The sequence below is a fragment of the Streptomyces ossamyceticus genome (assembly GCF_001418475.1).
GTDB lineage: Bacteria > Actinomycetota > Actinomycetes > Streptomycetales > Streptomycetaceae > Streptomyces > Streptomyces ossamyceticus.
Map to the genome: position 1 here is coordinate 1 of NZ_LIQX01000760.1, position 14,394 is coordinate 14,394.

The window sequence follows — 14,394 nt, forward strand, 5'->3', positions numbered from 1 at the left end:
GGCTACGCGGGCGCTCTCGCGGAACTGCTCGCCGACCAGGACCTGCCCGAGGCACGGCAGCTCGCGGCCGGCATCCACGAGGCGGTCGCCCGTGGCCTCGCCCGCTCGGTGGCGGCACCCCAGGGAACTCCGCCCCCGCCCGCTCGGTGGCGGCACCCGGGGCGGGGGTGCCGCCACCGAGCGGGCGAGGCCACGGGCGACCGCCTCGTGGATGCCGGCCGCGAGCTGCCGTGCCTCGGGCAGGTCCTGGTCGGCGAGCAGTTCCGCGAGACCGCCCGCGTAGCCCTGGCCTACCGCGCGGACCTTCCAGGCGCCCTGCCTGCGGTAGAGCTCCAGGGCGACGACGGCGGTCTCCGTCTGCAGCCCGATGACGGTGTACGTGGCGACCTCGGTGCCGTCGAGGCCGGTGACCGCGAGGAACGGGGCGGCGACCGCGCCGAAGCGTGCCGGGCCGCCGGTCCCCGTGGGCAGGGCGAGCAGCACGGTCACCCGGTGCACGGACGGCGACAAGGCGTCGAGGTCCACCGCGAGGCGGTGGTCGGCCGCCGCCTGCTTGGACACCTCCAGGCCGGGCAGGGTGGGCGCGCCCGGGTGGGCCACCCATTCCACGCCGTGCACCTTGCCGTGCTCGTCGCCGAGGGTGGCCCCGGCGACGATCGGCGTGCCGGCCGAGACGCGGATCTCCAGTCGGGCCTCGGGCAGTGGATGGTTCTGCCCCCGGACCAGCTCGGCCGTCATCGACTTCGTCCCCCTGTGTCGCTTGGTGCGTGATGCGGCGGGCTGCCTACAGGACCGGCAGGATCGCCGGCATCAGGTCCTGGAAGGTGCGGCCGTTGGCGGGCGAGCCGATGGCCGTCATCTGCCAGCCGGCGCCCGCACGGTGCACCTTGGCCATGATCTGGGCCGTGTACTGGCCGCCGCCCGCGAGCGTGTAGCGGGCCAGCTCCTGGCCGTTGGTCTCGTCCACCAGACGGCAGAACGCGTTCTGCACTTCCTGGAAGGTCTGGCCGGTGAAGGAGTTGACGGTGAAGACGATCTGGTCGATGTGGACCGGGACCCGGGCCAGGTCGACGAGGATCGCCTCGTCGTCGCCGCCCGCGCCGACACCGCCGACGAGGTTGTCACCGGTGTGACGGACGGAGCCGTCGTCGCTCACCAGGTGGCGGAAGAAGACGACGTCGACGGGCTGCTTGTCCGCGAACAGCACGGCGGAGGCGTCGAGGTCGATCTCACGGGTACGGGACCCGAACAGGCCGCGCCGGGGGGCAGCCTGCCAGCCGAGACCCATGCGGACCGCGGTCAGGCTGCCTCCGTCGTTCTTCTGCAGACTGATGGCCTGACCCTTGGTCATGTTGACGGTCACGCGCCGATTCCCCTCTCGAACTGTCCCCTGTTGCCGCGGACTCCGCGGATGTGCAGCACCTTACGCAGCGGCACTGACATTGCCGCAGCCTGTGTCGCACTTTGTGTCGGTCTTGCAACACAGTGCGCCGCGCCGGGGTACTGCCTCTGCCCCGGCGCCCCTCGGGCCCGTCAGGCCAGCCCCGCCTCCTTCATCTGCCGGAGTTCCTTCTTCATCTCGGACACCTCGTCACGCAGCCGGGCGGCGATCTCGAACTGCAGGTCGGCGGCTGCCGCGCGCATCCGCTCCGTCATGTCCTCGATCTGCTGGGCGAGGTCGGCCGCCGGGCGGTCGGTCGGGACGGTCTCCTTGGCCTTGCCCTTGCCCTTGGTCGTGGTGGACTTGGCCGCCTTGCCGCCGAGGGACGGCACCGGGGCCTTGGCTCCCTTGCCGTCCTTCCCGCCCTTGCGGTAGCCCGTGCCGAGCAGCTGTTCGGTGTCGACGTCCTCGCGGGCGATCTGCGCGACGATGTCGTTGATCTTCTTGCGGAGCGGCTGCGGGTCGATGCCCCTGGCCTTGTTGTACGCGACCTGCTTCTCCCGGCGGCGGTTGGTCTCGTCGATGGCCTTCTCCATCGCCGGGGTGATCTTGTCGGCGTACATATGGACCTGGCCGGACACATTGCGCGCCGCGCGGCCGATGGTCTGGATGAGGGAGGTCCCCGAGCGCAGGAAGCCCTCCTTGTCCGCGTCGAGGATCGCGACCAGGGAGACCTCGGGCAGGTCGAGGCCCTCGCGGAGGAGGTTGATGCCGACCAGGACGTCGTACTCGCCGGCGCGCAGCTCGCGCAGCAGCTCGACCCGGCGCAGGGTGTCGACGTCGCTGTGCAGGTAGCGGACCTGGATGCCCAGTTCCAGGAAGTAGTCGGTGAGGTCCTCCGCCATCTTCTTGGTGAGCGTGGTGACGAGGACGCGCTCGTCCTTCTCGGTGCGCCCCCGGATCTCGTGCACCAGGTCGTCGATCTGGCCCTCGGTGGGCTTGACGACCACCTCGGGGTCGACGAGGCCGGTGGGGCGGATGATCTGCTCGACCTGCCCGTCGGAGCGGGACAGCTCGTACTGGCCGGGGGTGGCCGAGAGGTAGACCGTCTGGCCGATGCGCTCCTGGAACTCCTCCCACTTCAGCGGGCGGTTGTCCAGGGCGGACGGCAGCCGGAAGCCGTGGTCGACGAGGGTGCGCTTGCGGGAGGCGTCGCCCTCGTACATCGCGCCGATCTGCGGGACCGTCACATGGGACTCGTCGATGACGAGGAGGAAGTCGTCCGGGAAGTAGTCGAGCAGCGTGTTCGGCGGGGAGCCGGGCTCGCGGCCGTCGAAGTGCATCGAGTAGTTCTCCACGCCGGAGCAGGAGCCGATCTGGCGGAGCATCTCGATGTCGTACGTCGTGCGCATGCGCAGGCGCTGGGCCTCCAGGAGCTTGCCCTGCTTCTCCAGCTCCGCGAGGCGCTCCCCCAGCTCCTTCTCGATGTCGTTGACGGCCCGCTCCATGCGTTCGGGTCCGGCGACGTAGTGGGAGGCGGGGAAGACGTACAGCTGTTCGTCGTCGCTGATGATCTCGCCCGTCAGGGGGTGCAGGGTGGAGAGGGCCTCGATCTCGTCGCCGAACATCTCGATGCGGACCGCGAGCTCCTCGTAGACCGGGAAGATCTCGATGGTGTCGCCGCGGACGCGGAAGGTGCCGCGGGTGAACGCCAGGTCGTTGCGGGTGTACTGGATGTCGACGAAGCGGCGCAGCATCTCGTCCCGGTCGATCTCCTCTCCGACCTTGAGGGGGACCATGCGGTCCACGTACTCCTGGGGCGTGCCGAGGCCGTAGATGCAGGAGACGGAGGCGACCACGACGACATCGCGGCGGGTGAGCAGCGAGTTGGTCGCGGAGTGGCGCAGCCGCTCCACCTCCTCGTTGATCGAGGAGTCCTTCTCGATGTAGGTGTCCGACTGGGGGACGTAGGCCTCGGGCTGGTAGTAGTCGTAGTACGAGACGAAGTATTCGACCGCGTTGTTCGGCAGGAGCTCGCGGAACTCGTTCGCCAGCTGGGCGGCCAGCGTCTTGTTCGGTGCCATCACCAGGGTGGGGCGCTGGAGCTTCTCGATCATCCACGCGGTGGTGGCGGACTTGCCGGTGCCGGTCGCGCCCAGCAGGACGACGTCCTTCTCACCTGCTTCGATGCGCCGGGCCAGGTCGGCGATGGCCGTGGGCTGGTCACCGCTCGGTTGGTAGGGGCTGACGACCTCGAAGGGCGCCACCGTGCGTTCGATCTTGGAAACGGGCCGCATGGAATCCACCGTACGACCCCGCACTGACAACGGGGTCGGGTCAGCGGTTCTGCGGGGTGCGGGAGTGGGGTGCGCGGTGTTCGTGCTCGGCGCGGCGCAGGGGGCGGCCCGCGTCGGCGAGCGGTCGCCGGTCGGTGTGCGCGCAGGCGTGGGTGGGGACTCCGGGCCGCCGCTCGGCCGGGGTGCCGTGGAACCTGCCCATGATCATGAAGGGGTCGAACATCACCACGACGCCCGCCAGGAGCAGGAAGACCAGCGGGCCGATCATCAGCGGGGCGAGGAGGGCCGCGGACGACGAGCCGTCGGCCGGAGCGGCGTCGGCCGCGCTGTGCAGATGGACGCTGAGGGCTGCCATGCCCGTGTAGTGCATGCCGCTGACCGCGATGCCCATGACGAGGCTCGCGCCGACGCTCCACAGGAAGCCGCGGATCTGTCCGGCGGCCCACAGGGCGGCGATCGCGGCCACCACGGCGATGACGACGGAGGCGGCGACGGTCACGGTGTTGTACTCGAGTGTGCCGTTGAGGCGCATGCCGGCCATGCCGAGGTAGTGCATGGAGGCGATGCCGAGGCCGGTGATCGTGCCGCCGGTGAAGAGCGCGGCCCCGGTCGCTCCTTTGGAGCCGACCATGAAGATGCCGATGCCGACCATGACGATCGCGACGGCGAGGCTCGCGAACGTCATCAGCGGGTCGTAGTGGACCGGGGTCTGCAGGACCTTGAACCCCATCATGGCGACGAAGTGCATGGTCCATATGCCGGAGCCGATGGCGGCCGAGCCCAGCGCCAGCCAGCCGATCCGCAGGCGGCCGTCGGCCAGCATCGATCTGGTGGTGCAGCGCAGGCCGAGCGCGCCGCCCAGGCAGGCCATGAGGTAGGCCGCCACCGGTGTGACGAGTCCGTAGCTGAAGCCGTCGACGGTGCCCTGCATCCGCGGCTGCCTTTCCCGCCCTGTCGCGTCCCTGGATTCCCTGTACTGCCCCCGCCCCCGGGTCCGCCACGACGGTCAGGGTTGTCGCAGAGAGTATGACCCCCACCGGAATGGTCGAACGACTTTCCGGCAAAGAAACACGGCCTTGCCCCACTTGTGCGGCGCCCGTGTGCGGACTTGGGCAACTCCATTCAATTCATGGCCATCCTGTACCCCCTCTCCCGTTGACTCGCTGCTGTCACCCTTGTGCTGACCGTGACCGATCGACGCGAGGATTACGCATGCATGTGCGCGCAGTTGCCGCCGCGGCCGCCGCGTTCATGGGGGCCGCCGGCCTCCTGCTCCCCACTTCGGCCGCCGAGGCGGCCTCGTACGCCGACAACCTGATGGTCGTGGCGCATCGCGGGGCTTCCGCCTATGCGCCCGAGAACACCTTGGCCGCCGTCGACAGGGCCGACGAGATGGGCTTCAGCTGGGTCGAGAACGACGTCCAGCGCACCAAGGACGGCGCGCTCGTCGTCGTCCATGACGCGACGCTGGCCCGTACGACCGATGTCGAGCAGGTCTTCCCGGACCGCGCGCCGTGGAACGTACGCGACTTCACCGTCGCCGAGATCGCCCGTCTGGACGCGGGCAGCTGGTTCGACACGCGCTACGCGGGCGCGCGCGTGCCGACCTTGGAGCAGTACATGAGGCGGCTGTCCCGCAATCATCAGAAGCTCGTCCTGGAGATCAAGAATCCCCAGCTCTACCCGGGCATCGAACAGCAGACCCTGAAAGTGCTGGCCAACGAGGGCTGGCTGACGCCTCTGCACCTGCGGGACCGGCTGGTGGTGCAGAGCTTCAGCCCGGACACGGTGCGGCGGGTGCACGAGCTGAGCCCCGGTGTGAAGACCGGCTTCCTCGGCACCCCGAGCATCGCGGACCTGCCCGAGTACGCGTCCTTCGCCGACCAGATCAACTCCTCGTACACGACGATCTCGCCCTCCTACATCGCCACGATCCACGCCTTCGAGGGTCCGCACGGCAAGCCGTTGGAGATGCTCACCTGGACCGTCAACGACGCGGAGAACGCGCGCAAGGTCGTCCAGTACGGCGTGGACGGCATCATCACGAACAAGCCGGACGTGGTCGAGGAGGCCACATGGGACTGACCGCTCGCGACCGGGAGGGGTGACCTTCACACGGGGCGTGCGTCCGGTGGCCCGGCGCCGGCCGGGGCCGCGGTCGGCGCGGCGCACGCCGCGAGCGCTGTCAGTGGCGGGCCGTACGGTGGTCGCATGAACAGCCACGGGCAGTACGAGCATCAGGTCGTGTGGGCCGTCGTGGACACGGACATCGGTCCGCTGCTGCTGGCCGCGACGGACGACGGCCTGGTGAACGTCGTGTTCCACGCCACGGACTCGGTCCGCGACAAGGCGCTCGACCGCCTCGCGTCCCGGCTCGGCGCCCAGCCCGTCGAGGCGCCCGGTGCCCCGCAGCTGGCCGAGGCGATACGCCAGGTCGGCGCGTACTTCGCGGGTGAGCGGCAGGTGTTCGAGCTGCCCCTGGACTGGTCGCTGATCTCCGGTTTCAACCGTCAGGTGCTGCGGGAGCTGGCCTCCGGTGTCCCCTTCGGCTCGGTCGTGGGCTACGGCGACCTGGCCCGCCGGGTCGGGCAGCCGGGCGCGGCCCAGGCGGTGGGCACGGCGATGGGGGCGAATCCGCTGCCGGTGGTGGTGCCGTGTCATCGGGTGGTGGAGAGCGACGGCGGCATCGGCGGGTTCGGCGGTGGGCTGGAGGCCAAGCGGAAGCTGCTGGCCCTGGAAGGAGTGCTGCCCGAGCCGCTGTTCTGAGCCGCTGCTCCCGTCCCTCACCCGGACGCTGTTGCGACCCTGTGTGCGGTCGTCCGCGCTATGCGTAGTGCCGGGCCTCGACGATGTTGCCGTCCGGGTCCCGGAAGTAGAAGCTGCGCCGGGCCGCGCCTCGGGCGCCGAAGGAGTCGTACGACAGGTCGGAGACCGGGACCGCCTGTTCCTCCAGCCGGGATCGCAGTTCCTCGAAGCGGTCACCGGGCAGGGCCAGGCACACGTGGTTGACGGGGTGGCCGGCGCTGTCGGCGGCGCCGGGCAGCATCCTCATGCGCTCCGCCGAGCTGAGCGGCATGAGGTCGAGGATGGTCTCGTCGTTGACGCGTACGGAGGGAAAGGGCACCGTTCCCTCGGAGTACTCGGCGAGGCGTACGGGTGCCAGACCCACGGCCGTCTCGTAGAAGTCGGCCGCGGCGACAGGCTCCCGCACCCAGAGGACGACGTGGTCGAGACGTGTGGCGTTGTCCTTCATGCTCCCCAGGCTGGTGTCCCTCACCACAGGTCGCAAGGGTTTGGCCGGGCGCGTCGGCCGCCAGTGATGAGGGAGTAACGACTGACAGGAGGCAAGCGCGTGCTGGTGGTGTCGGAAGAGGTGCGGGACGCGATTGACGCGCGTCGACCCGTGGTGGCGCTCGAGTCCACGATCATCGCGCACGGCCTGCCCCGGCCGCGCAATCTGCAGGTGGCCCGGGAGCTGGAGGACGTCGTACGGCAGGAGGGCGCCGTACCGGCGACCATCGCCGTGCTCGACGGGCGGCCGCACATCGGCCTCGACAAGGACCAGTTGGAGCGCATCGCCAACGAGGACGGCATCCGCAAACTCGGCCATCGGGACCTGCCGCTCGCGGTGGCCTCCGGGGTGAGTGGCGCGACGACCGTGTCGGCGACCGCCCAGCTGGCGGCACTCGCGGGGGTACGGGTGTTCGCGACGGGTGGTCTCGGCGGGGTGCACCGGGAGTGGACCACGACGCAGGACGAGTCCGCCGACCTGGGGCTGCTGGCGCGCACCCGGATCACGGTGGTGTGCGCGGGCGTGAAGTCGATCCTGGATGTGCCGGCGACGCTGCAGCGCCTGGAGACGCTGGGTGTCGCGGTGGCCGGGTACGGCACGGACCGCTTCCCCGGCTTCTATCTCTCCGACTCCGGGCACCCCGTGGAGTGGACGCTCCGGTCGCCCGGCGAGGTCGCCGAGGTCATGCGGGCCCAGGACACGCTCGACGGGCCGGAGTCGGCGCTGATCGTCGCTAACCCGGTACCCGAGGAGGAGCAGCTCGACCCCGATCTCCACGCGCGTGTGCTCGCCGAGGCGCTGCGGGCGGCCGAGGAGGAGGGGATCGCGGGACAGGCGGTCACGCCGTTCCTGCTGAGCCATCTCGTGCGGCACACGGACGGCGCCTCCCTGAGCGCCAACCTGGCGGCGGTCCGGGGGAACGTACGGCTCGCCGCACGGATCGCGGCGGCCTGGACCGGGGCGTGAGATGGCCGGGCGTGGCGGGCAGGTGCCCGGCGGTGCGATGAACGCGCCGGGCACCGACCGGACGGGCGTCCACGAGAGGCCGGGTGGGGCGCTGCTCGTCGTGGGCGACATCGTCACGGATGTCGTCGCCCGGCATCGCGGGCCGCTCGCGCCGGGCACCGACACGGCCTCCGCGATCCGTACGCTGCCCGGCGGCGCAGGCGCCAATGTGGCCTGCTGGGCGGCCCATCAGGGTTGTGCGGACGTGCGGCTGCTCGGGCGCGTGGGCAGGGACGCGGCGGAGTGGCACGAGCGGGAGCTGCGCGCCTCGGGGGTCCGCCCCCACCTCGTCGTGGACCCGGAGGCCGCGACGGGCACGGTGATCTGTCTGGTGGACACGGGCGCCGCCGCCGAACGCACGTTCCTCACGGACAGCGGTGCCTCACTGCGGCTGGACCCGGAGGACTGGTCACCCGGTCTGCTCGACGGGGTGGCCCGGCTGCATCTGTCGGGCTACCTGTTCTTCTCGGAGCCGAGCCGGGCGCTGGTTTCGGTGGCCCTCGCGTCGGCACGCGCGCGTGGAGTGCCGGTGAGTGTGGATCCGGCCTCGGCGGGGTTCCTCACGGAGCTGGGCGTGGACCGTTTCCTCGCACGCGTCGAGGGAGTGGATGTGCTGCTGCCCAGCAGGGACGAGGCGTGTCTGCTCACCGGGCTGCCCGATCCGGCGGACGCGGCGGCCAAGTTGAGCCGCCAGTTCCCGCTGGTGGTGGCCAAGCAGGGGGCCGAGGGCGCGCTGATCGCCCAGGGGGGCGGCGTGCGGGCCCGGGTTCCGGCGGCCCCCGCCGAGCCCCGGGACACGACCGGCGCGGGCGACGCGTTCACCGGTGCGTTCCTGGCCGCCCTGCTCGCGGGCGCGGAGCCGGAGGGCGCGGCGGCACAGGGTTGCCGGGCGGGCGCGCTGGCCGTGGGGAAGGTGGGCGGGCGGCCACCGGCGGGCTGAGAGGGTGCGGGGCGCGTTGCGGCCCCGTACCCGTTCCGCGTGACGACGGCCCCGTGGTGGCTGGCGCGCGCCTACGGCCTCCTCCCCCACGCCGAGACGAGCGGTGTGGCGGCGACGTCCATCGCACCGGAGGACAGGTTGGCCAGGTGCCGGTCGATCTCCTCGGCCGTGGCGTGACCTGCGGTGACGAGGGCCGTACGGAGCCGTTGGATCGTGGAGGACTCCAGAGCGGCGCAGGCGGGCGAGGCGATGGGGAAGTACACATCGGCCTCCACACCGCCCAGCCCGGCCCCGCGCAGCAGACGCGGGAGCCTGCGGCCGTGCGCCGGGTCCACCCCGCGCTCGTCGAGGAGAGCGCGGATGGCCTGCCGCAGCCGGTTGGCCAACTGCTGGTCGGGGCCGGTCTCCTCCAGGCAGGCAAGGGGCTGGAGCGCGGGGTCGGCGTCCTCGATCAGCAGGCGCCCGCCGGGCCGCAGGGCTTTGATCATGGACACCACGGCCCGCTCGCGGTCCGGGGCGTGGACCAGGGCCAGGCGGGCATGGACGAGGTCGAATCCGTCGCCCGGCGGCTGGTCGACGCCCACGTGGTGGACGAGGACCTCGACCGGTGGGCGGGTGACCGAGGGGACCGCCCAGGAGAGGTCGGTGCCGGTGGCGATGACCTTCCCCGTGGGCCCGACCCTCTTGGCCAGCCAGGAGACGACCGAGGCCCCGCTCGCGCCGACCTCCCAGCAGCGCCAGCCGGATCCGAGGCCGAAACCCTCCATGTGCCGGAACGTCGTGGGGTCGAAGACGGTGGCGAAGGCGTCGGAGCGCTGCCCCGTCTCGCCCTGCCGGTGGTCGAGGAGATGTCCGTCGGTTCGCATCATGCCGAGATCATCCCATTTACCTGACTTATCACTCTTCGCGACGCTCCAGCAGTCCCCCAGGACCGCTCCGGCGGCGGCCGAGGCGGTACCGACCGTCACCCTGGACCACCCGGCTCCGTCCGCACCGAGGTGTCCGGAGAGACCACAAACGAAGTGGAGCGCTCCGTTCCCACAGCCTTACCCGCAGCTCAAAGACGCCTGGCACACTGGCGCGACAAGGCACGAAGTGCGGTGCGAGGGGATCCACGCAAGGAGATCCAGATGTCCATGGCAGGGAATCTGCGGAAGGTCACCGGCCTCGACAGGGTCGGCGGCCTGCGCAAGGTGGCACGGCTGGCACGGCGTCGCGCCCGCGTCGACCTCAGCCACCCGGCCCGCTCCCCCCTGGGCACCTCCGTGGTGAACTGCGTGACGTACCACAAGGGCGTGCGTGCCCCCGGCGGCCGCGATGTCGTCGAGGCCCTCAGGCAGGTGCGCAGGGCAGACCACGGCTTCGTCTGGCTCGGACTGCACGAGCCGACGGAGCGGGAGTTCGCCGGCATCGCCGAGCTCTTCGACCTGCACCCGCTGGCGGTCGAGGACGCGGTCGAGGCCCATCAGCGCCCGAAGCTGGAGCGGTACGGCGACACGCTGTTCGCGGTGTTCAAGACCGTCTGCTACGTCGAACACACGGAACTGACCGCGACGAGCGAGGTGGTGAACACCGGCGAGATCATGGTCTTCGTCGGCCCCGACTTCGTGATCTCGGTGCGCCATGGACGTCACGGCTCGCTCGGCCCGCTGCGCGAGGAGCTGGAGACGAACCCGGAGCAGCTCGCCAAGGGCCCGGCCGCCGTCCTGCACGCGATCGCCGACCATGTCGTCGACGACTATCTGACGGTCACGGACTCGGTGCAGGCAGACATCGACCAGGTGGAGACGGACGTGTTCGCGGCGAACGGCGCGCGCGTCGACCCCGGTCGGATCTACCAGCTCAAGCGGGAACTGCTCGAACTGAAGCGAGCGGTGGCCCCGCTCGCCCGGCCGCTGCTGGAGCTCACCTCACGGCCCATCCGGGTGGTGGAGCCGGAGATACAGGCCTACTTCCGTGATGTCTCCGACCACCTGCTGAGGGCGACCGAGCAGATCGCCGCGTTCGACGAACTGCTCAACTCGATCCTTCAGGCGCACCTGGCTCAGGTCAGCGTCGCGCAGAACGAGGACATGCGGAAGATCACCGCGTGGGCGGCGTTGATCGCCGTGCCGACCATGGTCTGCGGGGTGTACGGCATGAACTTCACGTACATGCCGGAGCTGACCTGGAGATTCGGCTACCCGCTGGTCCTGGGTGTCATAGCCGTGGCCTGCGTCGTCCTGTACCGGGGCTTCAAGCGCAACGGCTGGCTCTGACTCCGGCAGCGGCAACGGCAACGGCAACGGCAACGGCAACGAGAGGGGAGCAGAGGAGAAAGCAGCGGAAAGGAGGGGCGGACGGGGCTCGGTCGGGTCAGCGCGCCGTGCTCCGGGCGTAGACGCTCTCGGCCCAGTCTGCGATCTGGTCCTCCGGGAGATGCCGGGCGATGTCGGCCTCGCTGATCATGCCGACGAGGCGCTTGTTGTGGATCACCGGAAGCCGACGGATCTGGTGCTCCTTCATCTCTTCGAGCACCTCGCTGACGTCGGCGTCGGCATCGATCCAACGCGGTGTGCCCTTCGCCAGGTCGCCCGCCGTGACGCGGGACGGGTCGTGTCCCAGGGCGACACAGCCCACGACGATGTCGCGGTCGGTGAGGATGCCGCAGAGGCGTTCGTTCTCGTCGCTGATGGGGAGCGCCCCCACGTTCAGCTGGCGCATCAGCTGGGCAGCGCGGTCCAGGGTCTCGTGGGCGGGGATCCACTGGGCGCCCCGGTGCATGATGTCTCCGGCGGTGGTCATGCGGTACCTCCTGAAGCCGGGCGGCCGGCGCGACGCGGGAGGCGCCGCTGGTCCCGGCGCTGCTCATTCTCACCGCGCCCGGCGGCGGTCGCACCCGGAGGAGGACGCCGCGGCAGGTGCTCCCGGTTGATCGCTCTCCCGTTCTGTCTCGGCGGCGGGGTGGGGCGGTCGGTTGAGCGGGCGGTCGGTCGAGCGGGCGGTCGGTCGTCAGCCGCCCCAGGCCGGATGCCGTGGGTCGTCGGCGCGGACCAGGACATCGGCCGTGGCGGCCGGGTCCGCCTCGGCCTCGTAGCGCTGGAAGGCGGGCAGGGTCCAGTGCTCGCTCTGTGGGGTGCGGCGGCGCAGGGCGCCCGGGGAGAGGAGGACGTGGACGGTGAGATCGAAGGGGAACCAGTCCTTCAGAAGGAGGGGACCGTGCAGCAACAGCAGGGCGTCGGAAGGGAGTCGCACGTAGGGGCTGCGGGTCGCGCGGTCCGTGTCGGGGTCCCAGAGGTCGGGCAGGACACGACCCGTGCCACCGGGTTCGAGCGGACCGAAGACTTCACGCCACAAGGCAGGCGTGTCGAACCAGCCGTCGTAGTAAGCCTCCACGTCCTGGTGTCCGTACTCGAAGCGGAGCGACGCCGGCCGGAGGAAGCCCTCGGTTCCCACGACGAGCGAGGACCGGCCGCGTACGCGCAGCGCGTCCGACACCCGCGCCGCGAGGTCGCCCGGCCGGGCGGCGGGGGCGCCGTCGAAGGCGATGCGCGGCCAAGGGGAACCGTCGTCCGGCTTCAGGTCGAGGAGGCGGTCGGCGAGGAGATCGCCGAGCCGCTCCCAGGTGATCGCTTCGAGTCGCACACGCTCCATGATGCCGCGCCCCGCGCACCCCGCCCGAGCGGGCCGCGGAACCGGCGCACCCTCCACGTGACCATGCGGTCGGCAGGGGGAATGAACCGCGTATGGCAGCGCTCGCTACTCCCCCGCCCCGTACCGGACTTGTCGTCGTGCAGGCACTCAGGAAGAAGCACTGCGCCGAGTGCCGGGGCGGACCGGTGGCGCTGCTCGCGCCGGAGAATGGGGCGCCGCGCTGCCTCGACTGCGCTGACCTGGGGCATCTGGTGTTCCTGCCGCGCGGCGACACCGCGCTCACCCGACGGGCCAGGGAGGAGAGTTCGCTGTCGGCGGTGGTCGTGCGGTTCAACCGGCGCAGGAGCCGGTACGAGCGGCAGGGCGTCCTGGTCGAGGAGGCGGCGCTCGCCCGCGCGGAGGAGCGGTGCCTGGCCGACGCCGAGGCACGAAGGCGCCGCCGGGCACGGGACGCACGGCGGCGGGCCGCGGAGGACGTGCGGTTCACGGACGCGTTCGCGGCGGAGATACGGCGGCTGTTCCCCGCGTGTCCGGCCGAGCGGGCACGGGAGATCGCCGCCCATGCCTCTGTGCGCGGCAGCGGACGCGTCGGGCGCAGCGCGGCGGGGCGAGCCCTGTCGGAGATGGCGGTGACCTCGGCGGTCATCGCGTCCGTACGGCACGTGGACACGCCGTACGACCGCTTCCTGATGAGCGGGGTCGCGCGCCACGAGGCCCGGCGCCGCATCGCGGGGACCGTGGAGACGAGGCTGCGGGAGTGGCGCGGTACGGGGTGAATGTCCCGTGCGGCCCCACCTTGGACGTTCGCTGACGGGGGTGCGCTTCTCGGCCAGGGTGACGCTGTCCGAGCGGGCGTTCACTTGTGGTGACGGCGAGGGCCGGGGCAGGCTCTTCGGAATCGGGGGAACGAGGTGGGAGCGCACATGATCGACGGGCCGTACTTCGTGCTGGTGGTGCTGGGACTGCTCGGTACAGCGGTTGTGGCGGGCGTGTTCTGCGGCTTTTCTACCTTTGTGATGAAGGGACTGGCCTCGTTGCCGCCGGCGCAGGGGGCCGCCGCGATGCAGGCGATCAACATCAGTGCCGTGACACCGGCGTTCATGCTCGTCTTCGTGGGGACGGCGGTGCTGTGCGCCGTGCTGGCGGTGGTGACGTTCGTGCTGTGGCCGGACGAGGGCACGGTGGCGTTGCTGCTGGGCAGCGCGCTGTATCTGGTCGGCTGCTTCGGCGTGACGATGGTGGCGAACGTGCCGCGCAACGACACCCTGGCCGCGCTGGACCCGGGCACGCGGGAGGCGGCCGCCTACTGGCAGCGGTATGTGAGCGAGTGGACGATGTGGAACCACGTGAGGACGGCCGCCTCGGTCGGCGCGGCCCTCTGCTATCTGCTCGCGCTCGCCTGAGGCGTACGCGCCGGGCGCGTCGTATCGTGGCGGGAAGACGAGTGCCGCCCGGAGACGGACGACCTCACAGCGCCCCGAGTCCGCCGGTGTACGGCCGTGCCGTACGCGCATGCGATCACGTGAGGGAGACGGCGATGGCCGATCCCAAGGGTTTCCTGACCACCCCGCGCGAGGAGTGGCCCCGTCGGCCCGTGCGGGAACGGGTGCGCGACTGGGACGAGGTGTACGTTCCGGGGGCGCTGCTGCCGATCATCAGCAAGCAGGCCGACCGCTGTATGGACTGCGGGATCCCGTTCTGCCACGACGCGTGTCCGTTGGGGAATCTCATCCCGGAGTGGAACGACCTCGTGTCGCGGGAGGACTGGCGGGCGGCGAGCGACCGACTGCACGCGACGAACAACTTCCCCGAGTTCACGGGGCGGGGCACAACCGCCCCGTGAACT

General features: G+C 71.0%; 15 protein-coding genes and 1 pseudogene. 8 read left to right on the top strand and 8 right to left on the bottom strand.

Features of this window, described 5'->3' with window-relative positions:
- The 4 genes from AOK15_RS38205 to AOK15_RS38220 form a co-directional block, all read right to left on the bottom strand.
- Nucleotides 1–738, bottom strand: a 738-nt coding sequence (locus AOK15_RS38205; RefSeq protein WP_167738905.1) for a TerD family protein, incomplete at its 3' end; no start/stop codon positions are given.
- Nucleotides 739–784: 46 nt separating this feature from the next.
- Nucleotides 785–1,363, bottom strand: a complete 579-nt coding sequence (locus AOK15_RS38210; protein ID WP_055523437.1) for a TerD family protein — start codon at nt 1,361–1,363, stop codon at nt 785–787.
- 170 nt (nt 1,364–1,533) lie between these two features.
- Entirely contained in the window at nt 1,534–3,678 is a 2,145-nt protein-coding gene (gene uvrB, locus AOK15_RS38215; RefSeq protein ID WP_055523440.1) for an excinuclease ABC subunit UvrB, read from the bottom strand.
- 40 nt (nt 3,679–3,718) lie between these two features.
- Entirely contained in the window at nt 3,719–4,609 is an 891-nt protein-coding gene (locus AOK15_RS38220; RefSeq protein ID WP_055523442.1) for an MHYT domain-containing protein, read from the bottom strand.
- A gap of 281 nt (nt 4,610–4,890) precedes the next feature.
- Between AOK15_RS38220 and AOK15_RS38225 the strand changes: the two genes are divergently transcribed.
- Entirely contained in the window at nt 4,891–5,763 is an 873-nt protein-coding gene (locus AOK15_RS38225) for a glycerophosphodiester phosphodiesterase (protein ID WP_055523444.1), read from the top strand.
- Between the two features lie 126 nt (nt 5,764–5,889).
- On the top strand, nt 5,890–6,444 hold the full coding sequence (locus AOK15_RS38230; RefSeq protein WP_055523447.1) for a methylated-DNA--[protein]-cysteine S-methyltransferase: 555 nt from the start codon (nt 5,890–5,892) through the stop codon (nt 6,442–6,444).
- Nucleotides 6,445–6,502: 58 nt separating this feature from the next.
- On the opposite strand, the gene AOK15_RS38235 is transcribed toward AOK15_RS38230, so the two are convergent.
- Entirely contained in the window at nt 6,503–6,931 is a 429-nt protein-coding gene (locus tag AOK15_RS38235) for a VOC family protein (protein ID WP_185093774.1), read from the bottom strand.
- A gap of 99 nt (nt 6,932–7,030) precedes the next feature.
- Here AOK15_RS38235 and AOK15_RS38240 point away from each other — a divergent pair, with 99 nt between their 5' ends.
- Together AOK15_RS38240 and AOK15_RS38245 are read left to right on the top strand one after the other, a co-directional pair.
- Nucleotides 7,031–7,936, top strand: a complete 906-nt coding sequence (locus tag AOK15_RS38240) for a pseudouridine-5'-phosphate glycosidase (protein WP_055523451.1) — start codon at nt 7,031–7,033, stop codon at nt 7,934–7,936.
- Between the two features lie 37 nt (nt 7,937–7,973).
- On the top strand, nt 7,974–8,915 hold the full coding sequence (locus AOK15_RS38245; protein ID WP_055523466.1) for a carbohydrate kinase family protein: 942 nt from the start codon (nt 7,974–7,976) through the stop codon (nt 8,913–8,915).
- Between the two features lie 71 nt (nt 8,916–8,986).
- Here the strand turns inward: AOK15_RS38245 and AOK15_RS38250 are convergent, their stop codons facing one another.
- Nucleotides 8,987–9,784, bottom strand: a complete 798-nt coding sequence (locus AOK15_RS38250; RefSeq protein ID WP_055523452.1) for a methyltransferase domain-containing protein — start codon at nt 9,782–9,784, stop codon at nt 8,987–8,989.
- A gap of 261 nt (nt 9,785–10,045) precedes the next feature.
- On the opposite strand from AOK15_RS38250, the gene AOK15_RS38255 reads away from it, so the two are divergent.
- Entirely contained in the window at nt 10,046–11,173 is a 1,128-nt protein-coding gene (locus tag AOK15_RS38255) for a magnesium and cobalt transport protein CorA (RefSeq protein WP_055523453.1), read from the top strand.
- A 97-nt stretch (nt 11,174–11,270) separates the two neighbouring features.
- Here the strand turns inward: AOK15_RS38255 and AOK15_RS38260 are convergent, their stop codons facing one another.
- Nucleotides 11,271–11,699 (bottom strand): CBS domain-containing protein, encoded by a 429-nt coding sequence (locus AOK15_RS38260; RefSeq protein ID WP_055523455.1) that lies wholly within the window; start codon nt 11,697–11,699, stop codon nt 11,271–11,273.
- 207 nt (nt 11,700–11,906) lie between these two features.
- Entirely contained in the window at nt 11,907–12,548 is a 642-nt protein-coding gene (locus tag AOK15_RS38265; RefSeq protein ID WP_055523457.1) for a nucleoside/nucleotide kinase family protein, read from the bottom strand.
- Between the two features lie 92 nt (nt 12,549–12,640).
- Between AOK15_RS38265 and AOK15_RS38270 the strand changes: the two genes are divergently transcribed.
- The 3 genes and pseudogenes from AOK15_RS38270 to gltD form a co-directional block, all read left to right on the top strand.
- Complete coding sequence (locus tag AOK15_RS38270) at nt 12,641–13,324, top strand: DUF2293 domain-containing protein (RefSeq protein ID WP_063799109.1); 684 nt, start codon at nt 12,641–12,643, stop codon at nt 13,322–13,324.
- A 147-nt stretch (nt 13,325–13,471) separates the two neighbouring features.
- The gene (locus AOK15_RS38275) at nt 13,472–13,951 is read left to right on the top strand and encodes an anthrone oxygenase family protein (protein ID WP_055523462.1); all 480 of its coding nucleotides are present in this window, start codon (nt 13,472–13,474) and stop codon (nt 13,949–13,951) included.
- A 134-nt stretch (nt 13,952–14,085) separates the two neighbouring features.
- Nucleotides 14,086–14,388: pseudogene (gene gltD / locus AOK15_RS38280) on the top strand (glutamate synthase); the annotation flags it as partial.
- Between the last annotated feature and the right edge of the window lie 6 nt (nt 14,389–14,394).

Bases quoted from the DNA above. Each gene is read 5' to 3' on its own strand.
- uvrB (WP_055523440.1), bottom strand. From the start codon at position 3,678: ATGCGGCCCGTTTCCAAGATCGAACGCACGGTGGCGCCCTTCGAGGTC.
- AOK15_RS38220 (WP_055523442.1), bottom strand. From the start codon at position 4,609: ATGCAGGGCACCGTCGACGGCTTCAGCTACGGACTCGTCACACCGGTG.
- AOK15_RS38225 (WP_055523444.1), top strand. From the start codon at position 4,891: ATGCATGTGCGCGCAGTTGCCGCCGCGGCCGCCGCGTTCATGGGGGCC.
- AOK15_RS38230 (WP_055523447.1), top strand. From the start codon at position 5,890: ATGAACAGCCACGGGCAGTACGAGCATCAGGTCGTGTGGGCCGTCGTG.
- AOK15_RS38235 (WP_185093774.1), bottom strand. From the start codon at position 6,931: ATGAAGGACAACGCCACACGTCTCGACCACGTCGTCCTCTGGGTGCGG.
- AOK15_RS38245 (WP_055523466.1), top strand. From the start codon at position 7,974: ATGAACGCGCCGGGCACCGACCGGACGGGCGTCCACGAGAGGCCGGGT.
- AOK15_RS38250 (WP_055523452.1), bottom strand. From the start codon at position 9,784: ATGATGCGAACCGACGGACATCTCCTCGACCACCGGCAGGGCGAGACG.
- AOK15_RS38255 (WP_055523453.1), top strand. From the start codon at position 10,046: ATGTCCATGGCAGGGAATCTGCGGAAGGTCACCGGCCTCGACAGGGTC.
- AOK15_RS38260 (WP_055523455.1), bottom strand. From the start codon at position 11,699: ATGACCACCGCCGGAGACATCATGCACCGGGGCGCCCAGTGGATCCCC.
- AOK15_RS38265 (WP_055523457.1), bottom strand. From the start codon at position 12,548: ATGGAGCGTGTGCGACTCGAAGCGATCACCTGGGAGCGGCTCGGCGAT.
- AOK15_RS38270 (WP_063799109.1), top strand. From the start codon at position 12,641: ATGGCAGCGCTCGCTACTCCCCCGCCCCGTACCGGACTTGTCGTCGTG.
- AOK15_RS38275 (WP_055523462.1), top strand. From the start codon at position 13,472: ATGATCGACGGGCCGTACTTCGTGCTGGTGGTGCTGGGACTGCTCGGT.